The sequence below is a fragment of the Pseudomonas abietaniphila genome, from assembly GCF_900100795.1.
Taxonomy (GTDB): Bacteria; Pseudomonadota; Gammaproteobacteria; order Pseudomonadales; family Pseudomonadaceae; genus Aquipseudomonas; species Aquipseudomonas abietaniphila.
On the sequence record NZ_FNCO01000009.1, the window covers coordinates 65,251 to 80,838 of the forward strand.

At 59.0% G+C, this 15,588-nt stretch carries 15 protein-coding genes and 1 pseudogene; 12 read left to right on the forward strand and 4 right to left on the reverse strand.

All coding sequences use genetic code 11. The features are described from left to right. Positions 1-230 precede the first annotated feature (230 nt). A pseudogene (locus BLS87_RS18010) lies at positions 231-528 on the reverse strand (formaldehyde-activating enzyme); the annotation flags it as partial. A gap of 166 nt (positions 529-694) precedes the next feature. Between BLS87_RS18010 and BLS87_RS18015 the strand changes: the two are divergent. Further along, complete coding sequence (locus BLS87_RS18015) at positions 695-1,171, forward strand: GNAT family N-acetyltransferase (RefSeq protein ID WP_074754090.1); 477 nt, start codon at positions 695-697, stop codon at positions 1,169-1,171. A gap of 148 nt (positions 1,172-1,319) precedes the next feature. On the opposite strand, the gene BLS87_RS18025 is transcribed toward BLS87_RS18015, so the two are convergent. Then, entirely contained in the window at positions 1,320-1,724 is a 405-nt protein-coding gene (locus BLS87_RS18025) for a g-type lysozyme inhibitor (RefSeq protein WP_074754094.1), read from the reverse strand. A 204-nt stretch (positions 1,725-1,928) separates the two neighbouring features. Here BLS87_RS18025 and BLS87_RS18030 point away from each other — a divergent pair, with 204 nt between their 5' ends. Then, complete coding sequence (locus BLS87_RS18030; protein ID WP_074754096.1) at positions 1,929-2,786, forward strand: LysR substrate-binding domain-containing protein; 858 nt, start codon at positions 1,929-1,931, stop codon at positions 2,784-2,786. On the opposite strand, the gene BLS87_RS18035 is transcribed toward BLS87_RS18030, so the two are convergent. Continuing rightward, positions 2,783-3,619, reverse strand: coding sequence for an EamA family transporter (locus BLS87_RS18035; protein WP_074754098.1), 837 nt, complete (start codon positions 3,617-3,619; stop codon positions 2,783-2,785). The two genes, BLS87_RS18030 and BLS87_RS18035, sit on opposite strands and share 4 nt — an antisense overlap. Positions 3,620-3,649: 30 nt before the next feature. Between BLS87_RS18035 and BLS87_RS33810 the strand changes: the two genes are divergently transcribed. The 4 genes from BLS87_RS33810 (at position 3,650) to BLS87_RS18050 (ending at position 7,972) form a co-directional block, all read left to right on the forward strand. After that, positions 3,650-3,961 (forward strand): hypothetical protein, encoded by a 312-nt coding sequence (locus BLS87_RS33810; protein WP_143024415.1) that lies wholly within the window; start codon positions 3,650-3,652, stop codon positions 3,959-3,961. A 151-nt stretch (positions 3,962-4,112) separates the two neighbouring features. Next, positions 4,113-5,198: a putative 2-aminoethylphosphonate ABC transporter ATP-binding protein gene (locus tag BLS87_RS18040; protein WP_074754100.1), complete on the forward strand. Its 1,086-nt coding sequence runs from the start codon at positions 4,113-4,115 to the stop codon at positions 5,196-5,198. Further along, the gene (locus tag BLS87_RS18045; protein WP_074754102.1) at positions 5,195-6,904 is read left to right on the forward strand and encodes a putative 2-aminoethylphosphonate ABC transporter permease subunit; all 1,710 of its coding nucleotides are present in this window, start codon (positions 5,195-5,197) and stop codon (positions 6,902-6,904) included. Before BLS87_RS18040 ends, BLS87_RS18045 begins: the two co-directional genes overlap by 4 nt. Before the next feature lie 45 nt (positions 6,905-6,949). Further along, a complete protein-coding gene (locus BLS87_RS18050) occupies positions 6,950-7,972 on the forward strand; it encodes a putative 2-aminoethylphosphonate ABC transporter substrate-binding protein (protein WP_074754103.1) in 1,023 nt (340 codons plus the stop codon). A gap of 51 nt (positions 7,973-8,023) precedes the next feature. Here the strand turns inward: BLS87_RS18050 and BLS87_RS18055 are convergent, their stop codons facing one another. Beyond that, a complete protein-coding gene (locus tag BLS87_RS18055) occupies positions 8,024-8,890 on the reverse strand; it encodes a LysR substrate-binding domain-containing protein (protein ID WP_074754105.1) in 867 nt (288 codons plus the stop codon). A 106-nt stretch (positions 8,891-8,996) separates the two neighbouring features. On the opposite strand from BLS87_RS18055, the gene BLS87_RS18060 reads away from it, so the two are divergent. From BLS87_RS18060 to phnX (BLS87_RS18085), 6 genes are all read left to right on the forward strand, one after another. Next, on the forward strand, positions 8,997-10,100 hold the full coding sequence (locus tag BLS87_RS18060) for a 2-aminoethylphosphonate--pyruvate transaminase (protein ID WP_074754107.1): 1,104 nt from the start codon (positions 8,997-8,999) through the stop codon (positions 10,098-10,100). Between the two features lie 25 nt (positions 10,101-10,125). After that, the gene (phnX, locus tag BLS87_RS18065; protein ID WP_074754109.1) at positions 10,126-10,953 is read left to right on the forward strand and encodes a phosphonoacetaldehyde hydrolase; all 828 of its coding nucleotides are present in this window, start codon (positions 10,126-10,128) and stop codon (positions 10,951-10,953) included. A gap of 218 nt (positions 10,954-11,171) precedes the next feature. After that, positions 11,172-12,263 (forward strand): iron-containing alcohol dehydrogenase PsrA, encoded by a 1,092-nt coding sequence (psrA, locus tag BLS87_RS18070; protein ID WP_074754111.1) that lies wholly within the window; start codon positions 11,172-11,174, stop codon positions 12,261-12,263. A gap of 120 nt (positions 12,264-12,383) precedes the next feature. Continuing rightward, positions 12,384-13,679: an MFS transporter gene (locus BLS87_RS18075; protein ID WP_074754113.1), complete on the forward strand. Its 1,296-nt coding sequence runs from the start codon at positions 12,384-12,386 to the stop codon at positions 13,677-13,679. A 51-nt stretch (positions 13,680-13,730) separates the two neighbouring features. Continuing rightward, complete coding sequence (locus BLS87_RS18080) at positions 13,731-14,612, forward strand: LysR substrate-binding domain-containing protein (RefSeq protein ID WP_074754115.1); 882 nt, start codon at positions 13,731-13,733, stop codon at positions 14,610-14,612. Positions 14,613-14,697: 85 nt separating this feature from the next. Further along, positions 14,698-15,525: a phosphonoacetaldehyde hydrolase gene (gene phnX / locus BLS87_RS18085; protein WP_074754117.1), complete on the forward strand. Its 828-nt coding sequence runs from the start codon at positions 14,698-14,700 to the stop codon at positions 15,523-15,525. Positions 15,526-15,588 lie beyond the last annotated feature (63 nt).

Genomic DNA, 15,588 nt, shown 5'->3' on the forward strand with positions numbered 1-15,588 from the left:
AGAAGGAAGAGAAATAACTACCTAACGACCGTTAGTTTGAGTTCAATCTACCCCCGCACCTACGCGAAGTCAACCCCCTACCTAACATTTGTTAGGTAGGGGGTTTTTGCTGATTTCCAAGCGCGCCTGACCACTTCCAGTCCGGCGTGCCCATGTTCACCGTGCCTAGGCAAAGCCGCGAAACCTCAAGACCCGAATGTCCCAACCGAATGTATTGCATGGCGCGGACCTCAGGCTTTTGGCGTGTAGAAAGGGTTACTGATGCGATTGACCACGTCGGCCAGTTCCGAATGCTCGGGCTTGCCGGTCAGGGCAGCGTGGATCGCCGTGCGGCAGGCGTTGTAGTTATTGAGGTAGACGGCATCGAGGTCATCACAGGCCGGAGTGACCCAATTGGCAGTGACAATGGCTCACTCGTCCTCGGCTTCGGCCGGAAGCGTGCCGTTAAGCAGCGCTTCGGTCAGGGCCTTGGCGATACCGGCCTGGGGCGCGACCCGTCGCGTTGCCGTGCAAGTCGCTTCCGAGAGCGCCGCAGTGGGCTGGACGGAGCCAGAGGGTGCAGTAAAGTCATATCGCAAACGCGCTTTGTTTTTGTGGGTGAGCTGTGATGCAATTTGTATCACCGGGGATCTGAGGATCGGTCACCATAAAAACTCATGGGGCTATGAGTTCAGGTCATGGGGAACCGTCTCCAATGGATTACGTGATTCGAAAGGCAACAGCCAAAGACGCATCAGCAATCAGCGAGATAGTCGAGGCCGCGCTGCGTGAGTCCAATGCCCGGGATTATTCAGCCGAAGTCATTGATCAGGTCGTGCAGAGTTTTTCACCCGACCGCATCCTGCGCTTTCTGACCGTGCGTCAGGTGTATGTCGCCACCCTCGACAGTCGTATCGTCGCGACGGGGAGTCTTGATCAAAATGCGGTGCGAAGCGTGTTCGTCCACCCGGCGTATCAGGGACGGGGCATCGGCCGTGGTTTGATGGCGGCTGTCGAGTCAGTGGCCGCGGAGGCTGGCGTCGAACGGTTGCTTGTCCCCTCCTCGATCACTGCCCAAGGTTTTTACCATTCTCTCGGGTTCGTGAAACGCCGAGATGAGGTTCAGGGCGCCGAGCGCACGATCATCATGGAAAAGGTGTTGGCTGCGGCTGATCACTCAGATATGAAATGAACGCTTGGGCGGGCATCGCTTTGGCGAAGAACCAGCCTTGAGCATAACGAACCTGGCGGGAACGTAAGTAGGCCAATGGGTCTGCTGTTTCCACGCCTTCAGCCACAATGGCCAAGCCAGTGAACCGGCCTGTCGATCAGCAGGTCGATCAGTCAATGCTGAAGCTGATCGTATAAGGCACAGCCTCGCCACGTCTGGCGGATGCACGCATCTGAAACACCTGCACCGTGTACTTGCCCGACGCGGGCAACGCTGCGGTCCAGTCCGAGCCGACACCACCGGTGCCCAGCGCAGTGGCTTCGCCCGGTTTGTCGCCGGGCGCGAAAACGTTGTAGTTGGCGTTATGGCTGCCCGTGATACGTACCGTCAGATGCTGGCCTGACTTCGCTGAGAGGACGTACTGAACGCTGTCATAGCCTTTGAATGTTCCTTTGAGCTGCGCACTGCTCGCCCCTTTGGCAAAGCTGACCGGCACAGTAGTCACCTTATCGGCGGCCCAGCAGGTTGAGGAAATGAAGGTGAAGGCCAAACCGTAAATCATCGCGTTGTTCATAAAGACTCCTTTGCATACGACAGGCAGTGCGCCTGGGTAGGCGCTGATGGGGCGGAGCGTTGCCGGACACAACCGCACCGGGTGGGTGATCCCAGTCAGTTGCCACGCAGACCTTTGCTCGCCATCGATTGAATTCACCCATTAAGATAGCCGCCTGACTCCTGGCTTCAACGACCGGGGTGACATCAAGCCAGAGTGTGCAAAATGCTTGAATCGGAACTCAAGGCCTTCTACATGGTTGCCCAGCTGGGCAGCGTGACCCTTGCCGCCAAGAAACTGGGCTTGAGCCAACCCACGGTGACCAATCAGATTCGCCAGCTGGAGAGTCAGTTCGCGGTCGAGCTTTTTTACCGTGGTGGCAGGCGTTTGACCTTGAGTGAAACGGGCGCCCGTTTGCTGCCGCTCGTCAAACCCATGATGTCCCAGAGCTCGAACATCGAGTTTTTCCTGAACAACGCGAGCAGCAAAGCCGGGAAGTTGCGCATCGGGGCTACCGCGCCCTATTACATTCTCGATCTGGTGAAGGCGTTTCGTGAGCTGCACGGATCGCAAGTCAGTCTGGAGTTGGGTAACTCCCAACAGATGATCGAAGCCCTCGATGATTACCGCGTTGACCTGGTGACGTCATCTCAACAGCTCACGGATGCCCGACTTTACTGTTTGCGACTGGGGCAGGATCCGCTGGTACTGGTGGTCCATCGTAGCCATCCGCTTGCGAACCAGAGCCGCATTGCCTTGAGCGCCATCGCCAGTCACTGCGTGCTGATGCGGGAACAAGGCTCCCACACCCGCCAGCTCACTGAAGAGATGCTGGGCAACGCCCGGCTCACCCTTGAAAACGTCATTGAAATCGGCAGCCGGGAAGCCATCCGCGAAGCGGTGCTTCGCAACATAGGAGTCAGCATCATCGCCCGCCATGAAGTTCCGGACAGCCAGGAGCTGCGTATCGTGACGATTCATCAGGCGGCCATGCTCGACGAATTTCTCTACTGCCTCAAAGAGCGTCGTGCTGCGCGCCTTATCGATGACTTCCTGCAGGTCGCGCAAAAACGCTTCGGTTAAGCCGCAGCCTTGATCAACAGGATCCCTGCAGTGACGGTGACCGCTGCGATCAACCGGCGCCGGCCAAAGGGCTCTTTGAACAGCAGCGTGGCAATCACTGCGCCGATGATCACGCTGCTTTCCCTCAGGGCGGCAATTTTCGCGACGTGATCCAGCGTCATGGCCCACAGCACCAGTGCATAGGCGGCGCAATACGTCAGGCCTCCGAACACCGATAACCGCCAATGGTTCTGCAGATGAATGCACAGAGCCTGACGGCGCCGCCGGGCTGCGAACAGCGGGATCGGCACACTCAGCACTAACGTGAAATACACCAGGTACGACAGCACGCCCTGCGCACTTCGCACACCTTGAGCATCTATCACCGTATACAGCGCGACACACACGCCGGCCGCCAGCGCATTACGCGGCGCGTGCCACTGTTCGGTCACGTGTAACAGGCTCAGGACGCCCAAGGATAAAATCACCACGCCCACCATCCCCGGCAGGGATAACGATTCACCCAGCCAACAGGCGGCAAACACCACCACCAGCAACGGGGGCACTCCCCGAACCAACGGGTACACCTGGCCGAAGTCCCCGAAGTGGTAAGCGCGAATCAGGAAATACCGATAAAACACATTGACCACGGCAGACAGCACGATCAGCCCCCATACCGGCAATGAGGGCAATTCGACAAAGGGCACGGCCATCACCGCAACGACGAACGCCACACCGTCGACTGTCGCCATCGAAGACAGTCGATCATTACTGGACTTGACCACTGCGTTCCAGCTGGCGTGCATGAATGCAGAGATCAAGACCAGCAGTGTGGCCAGATTGGTATCGGACATGAGGAGGCTCGCTGTAGGAAGGCCGTCAGCATGCCGACCCGACAACCATCAATCCAATCGGTTATAGAACGAACCTGTATCAGTAGAACTTATGATCGGGTGTATTTGCCAACGGCATCGCTCGGCCTGAAGAACGGCTCTTCGGCTGAGAAACTGCCAAAAACGCTATGGATTCATAGCCATTTTTGCGCAGCAGAAAACGACGGTATTAATCCAAAAAAACCGATTCAACCCATTGAATCAGATAGCTTTTATTCGTTTTCCCCGATGAATCAAGCCGGGTTATTTGCGCCGCCCTGGTTTTTTTTCGGTTTTGTATTTGCGGGTCAATTTTCTGCGTGATACATCAAATCCAAGCGAGCTGACACCCGCATGGCAACGACAGATTGCCGGCCTTCGCTTCTTTCCTACCTGCCCGTCAATTGTTCATTTCCGTTGTTTTACATCGGTACCACCCTTGCTACGGGTGGCTTGCATTGCACAGGGAAACCTCATGGCTCCTACAGTTACTCAACTATCTACCGTGCCGCTATCGGTTCAAGGCGTTGGTAAGTCCTACGGCAAACTGAGCGTCCTCGATGACGTGTCGCTCGGGGTCGAGGCCGGAGAACTCGTATGCCTGCTCGGCCCTTCAGGGTGCGGCAAAACCACCCTGCTGCGCATTATCGCGGGCCTGGAAAAGCTGGACGCGGGCCGTTTGATACTCGGCAACAAGGACATAACGCGCGCTCATCCACACCAGCGCGATTACGGCATCCTGTTCCAGTCCTATGCGTTGTTTCCCAACCTGACCATTGCGCAGAACATTGGCTATGGTCTGAGCACACGCAACCTGCTGCACGCTCAAATACGAGAGCGTGTGGAGGAAATGCTTGAACTCGTGGGCCTCACAGCGATTGCAGGCAAGTACCCAGGCCAATTGTCCGGCGGGCAACAACAACGCGTGGGCCTTGCGCGGGCTTTGGCGCCTTCCCCTTCGTTGCTGCTGCTTGATGAGCCGATGTCCGCCCTGGATGCCAAGGTGCGCGAACACCTGCGCCACGAACTCCGCGCCCTGCAGAAGAAGCTTGGCATCACCACCGTCATGGTCACCCATGACCAGGATGAAGCCATGGTGATGGCGGACCGCATCGCCGTGATGAATCAAGGACGGATCGAGCAGTTCGACACCCCGGAAAACATCTATCGCTCGCCCGCCACGCCTTTTGTTGCCAACTTCATTGGCCATGCCAACTGGCTTGAGTATCAGAGCCTGAGTGATGGCCAGGCTCACGTTGGATCGGTGTCGCTGCAACTCGATAAGCCTCATGCCGGTGGGCCGGGCCGACTTTTTTGCAGACCCGAAGCGCTGCGCGTCGATAACTTGGCCCAACCCTCGAACAGCATGGCCGCCCGCGTCATCGAAAAACTGTTTCTGGGCAACCGCTACCGGCTCACCATTGAGCTGGAGCAACTTCGCGGCCAGCACCTTGTTGCAGAAGTCAGCGCTGACCTCAACGCCGTGCAGTTGAACGCTGACCGGGTATGGCTGACGTTTCCGCCCCATTGCTTGCGAGCGTTTCCAGGAGTCGGCCAATGACCAGTCTGCGCCTACCCCAGTCGCGTGAGTTGCCGCCTCAGCCCAAGACGAATTCGTCTGCGGCTAAGTTGGACCTGCTGTTCAGCGGCGGATTAAAGCTGGTCATGGTGATGGTGCTCGTGGTCGGGCTCGCCCTGCCACTGATCGCCATGCTGAGCAAAGTGGCCGATGTGCAAAACGGAATTGCCGGCGTTTGGCAGATGCTGTCGAGTTCCCGATTTTTATGGCTGTTGGGCAACAGCATCAAGGTTTCACTCAGCACGGTCGCGTTGGTGGTGCCCGCTGCGTACCTCTTCGCTTATGCCCTGCAACGCAGCTGGATACCTGGCAAGGCGCTGCTGCGCAGCATCTCGCTGCTGCCACTGATGGCACCGTCGATGCTCTCGGCCATCGCGCTGATTTACTTGTTCGGCAATCAGGGGCTTCTCAAATCCTGGTTCCCGGACGGCATCTACGGCTACAGCGGAATTGTGCTGGGCCAAGCGTTTTACAACTTCCCCATGGCCCTGATGATCCTCATCTCCGCGCTGGGTCTGGCAGACGCACGTCTGTACGACGCGTCGCTGAGCATGGGCGCGACTCACTGGAAAACCTTCCTGAATGTCACGTGGCCGAGCACCCGGTACGCGGTGTTTGCCGCCAGCTGCCTGGTTTTCACCCAGACGATCACCAACTTTGGTATTCCCGTCGTGATTGGCGGGGACTATCAGGTGCTGGCGATGGAGGCGTACAAATCAGTGGTGGGCCAGCAGAAGTTTTCCGAGGGCGCACTGATTGGCAGCATCCTGCTGGTGCCTGCGCTGATCAGTTTTGCGGTTGACGTGTGGATGCGCCGCTTGCGCGGAGGCCAAGTCAGCAGTCAGGCAGCCGCCTATGTGGCGCCGGACAACGGCCTTCGGGACTCCGTTCTGCTGGTGGCCGCAGGCATTGTCGCCCTCGCGCTGTTGAGCCTGGTGGTGGTCGCAGTCGGGGCTTCGCTGATCAACTTCTGGCCCTATGATCTGTCGGTTTCACTTCGTCATTACGACTTTGAAACCAATGGCGATGTTGGCTGGCTGGCCTACCGCAACAGCTTGATGCTGGCCAGCCTGACAGCGCTGATCGGCACCCCGGTGATTTTCACGTGCGCCTACCTCATGGAAAAAACCCGCAGCGGGTGGCTCGACAATCTGCTGCGACTGCTGTGCATGCTGCCGATGGCGGTGCCGGGTCTGGTCATGGGCCTGGGGTATGTATTCTTCTTCAACCATCCCGATAACCCGTTGAACGGAATGTACGGTGGCATCGCGCTGATGGTCGTGTGCTGCGTGATGCGTTTCCTGACGCCGGCTCAAATGACGGCGACTACCGCACTGCGTCAGCTGAACGAAGAGATCGAATACGCCTCGCTGTCGTTAAAAGTCCCGCTGATCACCACCTATCGGCGTGTCACGCTGCCCATCTGCCTGCCCGCGCTGCTCGAAGTTTTCCGCTACCTGTTCGTCTCTTCGATGACGTCCGTGTCCGCACTGATTTTCCTCTACAGCCCCGACACCGTGCTCGCCGCCGTCGCGGTGCTCAACCTGGATGACGCAGGCAACATCGGCGCCGCTGCGGCGCTGTCCTCGCTGATTCTTCTGACCTCGGCACTCGTCTCACTTGCGCTGTACCTGCTCTCGCGCGGCCTGCTCAGGCATACCCAGCACTGGCGAACCGGGCACGCCTGACCCCCGACATTCTTACTGCCAACCTTCCACTTAAAGAGACCTACCATGATTAAATCCTGGACTACAGCCGTTGCCGCCGTTCTTGGTTTTGGCGTTGCCGCCAGCGCCTTCGCCAGTACAGAACTGACCGTTTACACGGCCATGGAAAACGAACAGCTGGCCGGTTACAAAAAAGCCTTTGAAGCCAAAAACCCTGATATCCAGATCAAGTGGGTACGCGACTCCACCGGGATCATCACCGCCAAGCTGCTGGCGGAAAAATCCAACCCGCGAGCCGATGTCATCTGGGGACTCTACGCCTCGAGTGTGGCGCTGCTGGGCAAAGAGGGAATGCTGGAGGCTTATGCGCCCAAGGATGTGGAGAAAGTCGATCCTCGTTTTCGGGACAAGCAGGTCCCGCCGCTGTGGGTCGGCAACGGGGTCGAGGCGACGGAAGTGTGCGTGAACACGGTGGAGGCGAAAAAGCAGAACCTCCCCATCCCGACGAGTTGGGAAGACCTGACCAAGCCGGTGTACCAAGGCAAAATCGTGATGCCTAACCCTGCCTCTTCCGGTACCGGTTATTCGGCGGTCAATGCCTGGATACAAATCATGGGCGAACAAAAGGCCTGGGATTTCATGGACAGGCTGCACGCCAACATCGGCCAATACACCCACTCGGGCTCCAAGCCTTGTACCCAAGCCGCCATGGGCGAGTACCCGATCGGCATTTCCCTCGACTTCCGCGCCATCACCCTGAAACGCCAAGGTGCCCCGCTGGACATCGTGCTCCCTACCGAAGGGCTCGGGCTGGACATCAACGCAGTCGCGTTGATCAAGGGTAGCCACAACCTGGAGGCGGCGAAAAAGCTGGAGGACTTCGCCGTGAGCGAACAGGCATTCCTGCTGTACCAGCCCAACGCTGCGGCGCTTGCCCGTCCGGAGTTCAACAGCAAGCTGGCGGAGATGCCGGCCGCCTACTACGACCGTCTGATCACGGTCGATTTTGACAAAGCCGGCAGTCAGCGTGCTGGTGTGCTGGAGAAGTGGCGCGCTCGCTACGACGGTAAATCCGAACCGAAGAAATAAGCTCGGAACTCGCCTCCCCATAGCGGCCACACCGCGTGTGACCGCTATGACTTACGCTGAATCCACACGCCCATCAAGGGCCATGAAGGCCGCGATCAAGCGCGACTCACTGCGTCGCTCCAGGCACCCGATCATGTGACGGTTGGTCAGCCCCTCGCCCACAATGGGCACCGCGATCACTCGCGGGTCGTGGCTCAGCTCGACCGACGACACAATGCCAATCCCCAGATCAGCAGCCACGGCTTCAGTCACCGCTTCGCGACTGTCCAGCTCCAGCAACACCCGAGGTTGAACGCCTGCCTGTTCGCATGCCTTATCGAAGGTACGTCGAGTGATCGAGCTCGGCTCGCGCAACACCATGATCTGCTGATCCAACTGGTTGATGTCGATCCGCTTGCCGGCCAACGAGTGGCCTTGCGGAACCAGTGCGCAGATCTGCGAAGGCGGCATTTCCTGCAAGCGCAGACCTTTGCGCGGTTCGACCTCAGTCATCACCGCCACATCGGCGTGCTCGGACAACAGCGCTGCCAGGGTTTCCTGGGCATTCCCCAACCGAAGATTGACCACGACCCCGGGGTATCGGGCACGCAAGCTGGCGATCATGGGCATGACCCGGTGCGGGCCATCGGCCGCGACTTCCAGACGTCCGGTCAGCAGTTGGCGATTGGACTCCAGCAATGCCTGTGCCTCCTCGACCAGTCCGAACATCGCCCGGGTGATGGCCGCCAGCTGAATGCCTTCCTGGGTCAGCTCTACGCGCCTGGCCGTCCGTCGCAGCAAGGTGATCTGGTAATGCTCCTCCAGCATTTTCACGTGGCCGGTGACCGCGGGCTGACTGATGAACAACCGCGCGGCAGCACGGGTAAAGCTGCCTTCGCGGGCGACGGCGTCAAATGCGCGGAGTTGAAACAGGTTCATATCTATCGGCCTGACTTATACCTTGGATAACAACAAACAATTTGCTTGATACCCGGCGCGATTGCAACCTGTGCTCCGTACCTTAAGCCACCCCTGAGAAATCACTATGAGCACTGCTGCGCCGATTCTGTTGACCCCAGGCCCCCTCACCACCTCAACCCGTACCCGTCAGGCGATGATGATGGATTGGGGCTCTTGGGACGGGGACTTCAATGAAATGACGGCCAGCCTGCGTGAGCGACTGCTCGCGATCATCAATGGCCAGGACTCCCACTATTGCGTGCCGCTGCAAGGCAGCGGCACGTTCGCCGTCGAGGCTGCCATCGGCACATTGGTGCCCCGTAACGGCAAAGTGCTGGTGTTGGTCAACGGTGCGTATGGGCAGCGACTGGCAAAGATCTGCAGCGTACTGGGCCGCGCCTACAGCACATTCGAAACGGCCGAGGATCAGCCGACCACGGCAGACGATGTCGACAGACTGCTCACTGAGGACCGCGACATCACCCACGTCGCACTGATCCACTGTGAAACCAGCACGGGGATACTCAATCCGCTGCAAGCCATCTCGAAAGTGGTCGCAAGCCACGGCAAGCGGCTGATCATCGATGCAATGAGCTCGTTCGGGGCGCTGCCCATCGATGCGCGTGAACTGCAATTTGATGCCTTGGTCGCCGCGTCGGGCAAATGCCTGGAGGGGGTTCCGGGCATGGGCTTTGTGTTCGCCAACAAGCAGACACTGGATCAGGCGCAAGGCAATTCGCATTCGTTGGCGATGGATCTCCACGACCAGAACAGCTATATGGCCAAAACAGGCCAATGGCGCTTTACGCCCCCAACCCATGTCGTCGCAGCCCTTCACGAAGCGCTTCTGCAATACGCCGAAGAAGGTGGACTGCCGGCTCGTCATCAGCGTTACGCGCAAAACTGCAAAACACTGCTGGACGGCATGAGCGCGATGGGGCTGAGCAGTTTTATCCCCGCAGACATTCAGGCGCCGATCATCGTCACCTTCCATGCGCCCGACAGTCCGAACTACCGCTTCAAGGACTTCTACGAACGCGTCAAGGCCAAGGGCTTTATTTTGTACCCGGGCAAATTGACCCAGGTCGAAACCTTCCGCGTCGGCTGTATCGGCTGCGTTGACAGCCGCGGCATGCAAGGCGCCGTGGACGCCATCGGCCAGGCCCTGCGTGAAATGCAAGCCATCTGAACCCTCACCTCAGCGGAATCCAATCATGAACTACAACAACCCAGCTAAAACCCAGGCACTGATTCTCGATTGGGCGGGCACCGTCGTCGACTTCGGATCGTTTGCGCCCACTCAGATCTTCGTCGAGGCGTTCGCCGAGTTTGACGTAGCGGTTTCTATCGAAGAGGCACGCGGCCCTATGGGGATGGGCAAGTGGGATCACATTCGCACGCTATGCGACCTTCCGCCGGTCAGCGAGCGGTACAGAAAGGTCTTTGAACGCGCGCCGAATGACGACGACGTCACGGCCATTTACAACCGTTTCATGCCCTTGCAGATCGAGAAAATCGCGACTCACTCTGCGCTCATTCCCGGCGCGCTATCGACCATTGATGGCCTGCGCAAACAAGGCCTGAAGATCGGATCCTGCTCCGGCTATCCGGCAGTGGTCATGGAAAAAGTGGTCGAGCTGGCTCGGCAAAACGGCTATGTCGCCGACCACGTCGTGGCAACGGATGAAGTGCCCAACGGGCGCCCGCACCCTGCTCAGGCGCTGGCCAATGTGATTGCCTTGGGCATCAGCGATGTCGCCGCCTGCGTCAAAGTCGACGATACGGCGCCTGGCATCCTCGAGGGGCGCAGTGCGGGCATGTGGACCGTGGCGCTGGTGTGCTCCGGCAACGCACTGGGCCTCACCTACGAGCAATACAAAGCGTTGGGTACAGACGCACTCGCCAGTGAGCGCAGTCGTATCCACGGCCTCTTCGAAGGCGCTCGCCCTCACTATCTGATCGACACCATCAACGAACTTCCGGCCGTTATCGCGGACATCGACCGACGTCTGGCGGCCGGTGAAGTGCCTCAGGCCTCATGACTGACCCGCTGAGACAGTTCTCAACTCAGCAAGCTCTATCGACAGCCGGTGCAATGCGCATCGGCTGTTTCATATTTGCAGGCGTGGGCCATTGCCCAACCAGTTGACGCAACTTTCGCTATCGGCTGGACCGATACAAACCCCGAATCAATCGATTTGAGCATTGCTCGCCACGCCCTGATCATGACTTCCAGAAAACAACAACAAGAGGAAGCACCATGCCCGCCCATTTCCACAACCCTGTCGCCACTTACTTTGGCAGTGGCAGCCTAAGCCAGATCACTGCGCTCACCGCGGGCCAAAAAGTGGCGCTGGTGACGTTCCCCGAAGCCCGCGGTCTGGGATTGATCAAACAGGTCGAAGACTTGCTGGGCGAGCGCCTGGTCTACGTCTTCGAAGACGTTCAGCCCAATCCCGATGTCAATCAATTGCGGTCGGTCTACGAGCATTTCTGGCAGCACGCCGAGCACTGTGACGTGGTGTTCGCCTTGGGCGGCGGCAGTGCGATAGACACCGCCAAAGCGCTGATCGTGGGCACCGAATCGGGTCACTTCGATGAGTTGCTGGCACTGCTGGCGCAGGGCAATCCCTTTACGCCTGCTCACTGCAAAACACTCATTGCAGCGCCCACGACTGCGGGTACCGGCAGCGAAGTCACGCCATGGGCGACGATCTGGGATTCGGCGCAGAAGAAGAAATACTCGCTGCACCTGGAATGCACCTGGCCGAAAGCCGCCATCGTCGATCCCGACCTGATGCTCACAGTGCCGGCCGGCGTCACGGTTTCCACCGGGCTCGACGCGCTGTCCCATGCATTGGAGTCGATCTGGAACGTGAACGCCAACCCGATCTCGGACACTTTTGCCGTTTCGGCCATCGAGGAAGTGTTTCTGTGTCTGCCGGCCCTGCGCAAGAACCTGCACAGCCAGGAGCTGCGTTCGCGCATGGCACTGGCGGCGCTCAAGGCAGGCATGGCGTTCTCAAACACCAAGACCGCGTTGGCGCATTCCATCTCCTATGAAATGACCCTGCGCCACGGCTTGCCCCACGGCATCGCCTGTTCCTTCTCCCTGCCTTACGTGCTGGGCCTGGCGTGGGGCCGTGATCACGAACGTGACCGCGTGCTTCAACGGGTCTTCGGTCCTGACCTGGCCAAGGCTCAGAACCACCTGCAGAACTTCCTGCAAAGCCTTGAGGTGAAGACTGAGTTCTCTGACTACGGTGTGAGCGATACCGAAGCCCGAGAGATGGTCGAATACGCCCTGCAAGGCGCGCGAGGCAAGAACTTCATCGGCGCGCGCGCCGCCTGACGGACCCTGCGCAACTACGCTGGAACGATCTTGTTCATCGTTCTATTTCCTGCTGCACCGTAAAGAGTGCCGACTCGCTGGCTGCCGCCACGCGAGAGCGAAACAAGAAAGGAAAACACCATGAATCGTGCCGAAAGTCTCTCTGGTCTTGCCGTACCGATGTCACGCTTTCGTATTGCCCAGTGGCGGATGCTGTTGGCGGCCATGTTTTGCTATCTGTTCTTCTACACCGGACGCCAGACGTTCGGCTTCGCCATCCCCGGCATTCAGGCTGAGTTCGGTCTGAGCAAGGAAACACTGGGGTGGGCATCCAGCGCAATGCTCTGGGCGTATGCCATCGGCCAGGCCATCAACGGCAACCTGGCCGACAAGTTTGGCGGACGACGCATCATGACCTTGGGCGCGGTGCTGTCCTGCGGTGCCAATTGGGTCACCAGTTTTGCCGCAGGCTTCGGCAGTCTGATCCTGCCCTGGGGCATTAACGGGTACTTCCAGGCACTGGGCTGGGCACCGGGCAGCCGGCTGCTCTCCAACTGGTGGAGTGCCGGTGAGCGCGGCAAGATGTATGGCTTTTACGTGTTCGCGGCAGGCTGCGCGTCGGTGCTGTCCTATGTCACTTCAGTGGTGGTTCTGGAGGTCTTTCATCTGGAATGGCGCTGGATCTTCCGGCTCCCCGTCCTGCTGATGCTGGCCGGCGGGATCATTTTCTATCTGGTCGCCCGCGAGAAACCTGAGGATCTGGGCTTCAGCCCGTTGACTGACACCGGCGTTGCCAATGCTGACGACAAACAGCACGAAGGCCATCACGAAAACGAAGAGACCTCGGCCCAGCGCTACAAGGCTGTGCTGAAAAACGTTCGTCTCTTGATCGCCGCCGTCTCGTTGGGTTTCCAGAACGCCGCCCGCTACGGACTGATCGTCTGGGTGCCTGTGCATTTTCTCGGCGCTGACTGGCAGAAAGGCCAGAGCCTGGTCGATCCGAAGTGGATCACCGTCGCGCTGCCGGTAGGCATGGCGGTGGGCGCCTTGAGCAACGGTTGGGTGTCGGACAAATTGTTCGGGTCCAAGCGTTATCTGGCAATCATGCTGTACATGTGCTTGGGCGCCATGACCAGCCTGTGGATGTGGAGCCTGCCGGCGCACAGCTCGGTCGGCCTGATCGCCCTGTTTCTCTGCGGGTTCTTCGTCTATGGGCCTGCGTCCAGCTTCTGGGCCTTGTGCCCGGATCTGGTGGGCGCGAAACGCGCGGGCACTGCCACCGGCATCATGAACTTCTCGTCATACCTGTTCGCGGGCTTGGCGGAGCCACTGATCGGCCGCATGCTGGACACCACAGGCAATACCTCGCTGATTTTCATTGTGGTGACGATCAGCTGCCTGTGCAGCGCGTTCGTGGCGCTGTTCGTCAGGCGCTGAAGCGGCGCAAACCACAACCCTAAAAACACCGACGATTCAGGAAACGAACGCATGTATCAGTATCACAAGTGGTTACGTTCCTTTCATGCCGTGGCCAAAACCGGGAGTTTTTCCCTGGCGGCGAATTACCTGAACGTCGGCCAGCCCACGATCAGCGAACAGGTCAGCGCGCTGGAGAAGCGGTTCTCCGTCGAGCTGTTTCATCGCCGTGGCCGGTTCGTGGAGTTGAGTGCCGCAGGCGTGAAACTGTACGAGATCACTCAAGGGGTGTTCGGCCAGGAGGATGAAGCGCTGCAATTGCTCCAGAGCTTCAGTCAGCGCAAACACGGCATGCTGCGAATCGGCGCTGTATCGCCTCCGATTGCCATGAGCCTGACCTACTCGCTCATGCAGCAGTATCCGGACATCGATCTGGAAACCTCTTTCACCACCGAGGCCGAAACGCTGGAGCGTTTGTACAACTTCGATATTGACGTCGCGATTCTCGCGCTCTCCGAGTTCGACCCTCGGCTCACGACGCAGCTGTATCGCACCTACCCGATCCTCGGCGTGGTGCGTGACGACCACCCTTGGGCGAAGCAGGCGCAGGTCAGCATCAGTGAGATCAGCGCGCAGCGGGTGGTGCTGCGAGAAAAAGCGTCGCGCACGCGGCAACTGGTCGAGGAAGCCTGCCACACGCGCGGTATCCACCTGGACTGCGTCATGCAATTGAACAGCCGCGAAGCCATCGTCCATGCCGTGGTGCAAGGCATCGGCGTCGGGTTTGTCTCGGCGGTCGAGTACGCGGAACAGCCCGGCACCAAGGCCGTGTCATTTATCGAAGACCCTCTGCACATCCACTACTTTCTGTGCTGCCTGGGGGTGCGCCGCAACCGACCGATCATCTCGGACTTGTTCGACTCCTGCGCGCTGCCGGAAACATCTCACACCTGAACATTTACCGAAAAAACCCGATTCACCGGCCTTTTTCCTGTTTGAAGAAGCGGGCCGCCTTTATCTAAAAACAAGGAGAACACCCATGAACTATCAATCCCCTGAACGCCTGCAAGCCGTTGTCCTCGACTGGGCGGGCACGGTTGTCGACTTTGGCTCCTTCGCCCCGACGCAAATCTTCGTCGAAGCGTTTGCCGAATTTGGCGTCGCTGTTTCGCTTGAGGAAGCACGCGGGCCGATGGGCATGGGCAAATGGGACCACATCCGCACCCTCTGCAATCAACCCGAAATCGCCAAGCGCTATCAAGCTGCCTTCGGACACTTGCCAACCGATGACGATGTCACCGCGATCTACAACCGCTTCATGCCGCTGCAAATTGAAAAGATCGCCGAGCACTCCGCGCTGATTCCCGGCGCGCTTGAGGTGATCAAAACACTGCGGGACAACGGACTCAAAATCGGCTCCTGCTCCGGTTATCCCGCCGTCGTGATGGCCAAGGTCGTGGAGCTGGCGCGCACCAACGGCTACGTTGCCGATCACGTTGTCGCGACCGATGAGGTGCCTAACGGCCGCCCTCACCCCGCACAAGCGTTGGCCAACGTGATCGCGCTGGGCATCGACGATGTGGCGGCGTGCGTGAAGGTCGACGACACGTGGCCCGGGATTCTGGAAGGTCGCAAAGCAGGCATGTGGACGGTCGCGTTGACCTGCTCGGGAAACGCGCTGGGTCTCTCTTACGACGCCTTCAAAGCCCTGTCCCCCGAAAAACTCGAACACGAGCGCGCGCGCATCGGCGAACTGTTCGAAGGCTCGCGCCCGCACTACCTGATCGACACCATCGTCGAGCTGCCTGGCGTCATCGAACACATCAACGCGCGCCTTGCACGAGGTGAAATGCCTCAAGCGTACTGACCCTATCAGTGGCTGTGTCACGGAGTGCCGCGTTGGGATACGGGCACTTCGTGAAGATGCGCG

What these genes read in the sequence shown, in the direction of transcription:
- BLS87_RS18015 (WP_074754090.1), top strand. Translation starts at nt 695, where the DNA reads ATGGATTACGTGATTCGAAAGGCAACAGCCAAAGACGCATCAGCAATC.
- BLS87_RS18025 (WP_074754094.1), bottom strand. Translation starts at nt 1,724, where the DNA reads ATGAACAACGCGATGATTTACGGTTTGGCCTTCACCTTCATTTCCTCA.
- BLS87_RS18030 (WP_074754096.1), top strand. Translation starts at nt 1,929, where the DNA reads ATGCTTGAATCGGAACTCAAGGCCTTCTACATGGTTGCCCAGCTGGGC.
- BLS87_RS18035 (WP_074754098.1), bottom strand. Translation starts at nt 3,619, where the DNA reads ATGTCCGATACCAATCTGGCCACACTGCTGGTCTTGATCTCTGCATTC.
- BLS87_RS33810 (WP_143024415.1), top strand. Translation starts at nt 3,650, where the DNA reads ATGCCGACCCGACAACCATCAATCCAATCGGTTATAGAACGAACCTGT.
- BLS87_RS18040 (WP_074754100.1), top strand. Translation starts at nt 4,113, where the DNA reads ATGGCTCCTACAGTTACTCAACTATCTACCGTGCCGCTATCGGTTCAA.
- BLS87_RS18045 (WP_074754102.1), top strand. Translation starts at nt 5,195, where the DNA reads ATGACCAGTCTGCGCCTACCCCAGTCGCGTGAGTTGCCGCCTCAGCCC.
- BLS87_RS18050 (WP_074754103.1), top strand. Translation starts at nt 6,950, where the DNA reads ATGATTAAATCCTGGACTACAGCCGTTGCCGCCGTTCTTGGTTTTGGC.
- BLS87_RS18055 (WP_074754105.1), bottom strand. Translation starts at nt 8,890, where the DNA reads ATGAACCTGTTTCAACTCCGCGCATTTGACGCCGTCGCCCGCGAAGGC.
- BLS87_RS18060 (WP_074754107.1), top strand. Translation starts at nt 8,997, where the DNA reads ATGAGCACTGCTGCGCCGATTCTGTTGACCCCAGGCCCCCTCACCACC.
- phnX (WP_074754109.1), top strand. Translation starts at nt 10,126, where the DNA reads ATGAACTACAACAACCCAGCTAAAACCCAGGCACTGATTCTCGATTGG.
- psrA (WP_074754111.1), top strand. Translation starts at nt 11,172, where the DNA reads ATGCCCGCCCATTTCCACAACCCTGTCGCCACTTACTTTGGCAGTGGC.
- BLS87_RS18075 (WP_074754113.1), top strand. Translation starts at nt 12,384, where the DNA reads ATGAATCGTGCCGAAAGTCTCTCTGGTCTTGCCGTACCGATGTCACGC.
- BLS87_RS18080 (WP_074754115.1), top strand. Translation starts at nt 13,731, where the DNA reads ATGTATCAGTATCACAAGTGGTTACGTTCCTTTCATGCCGTGGCCAAA.
- phnX (WP_074754117.1), top strand. Translation starts at nt 14,698, where the DNA reads ATGAACTATCAATCCCCTGAACGCCTGCAAGCCGTTGTCCTCGACTGG.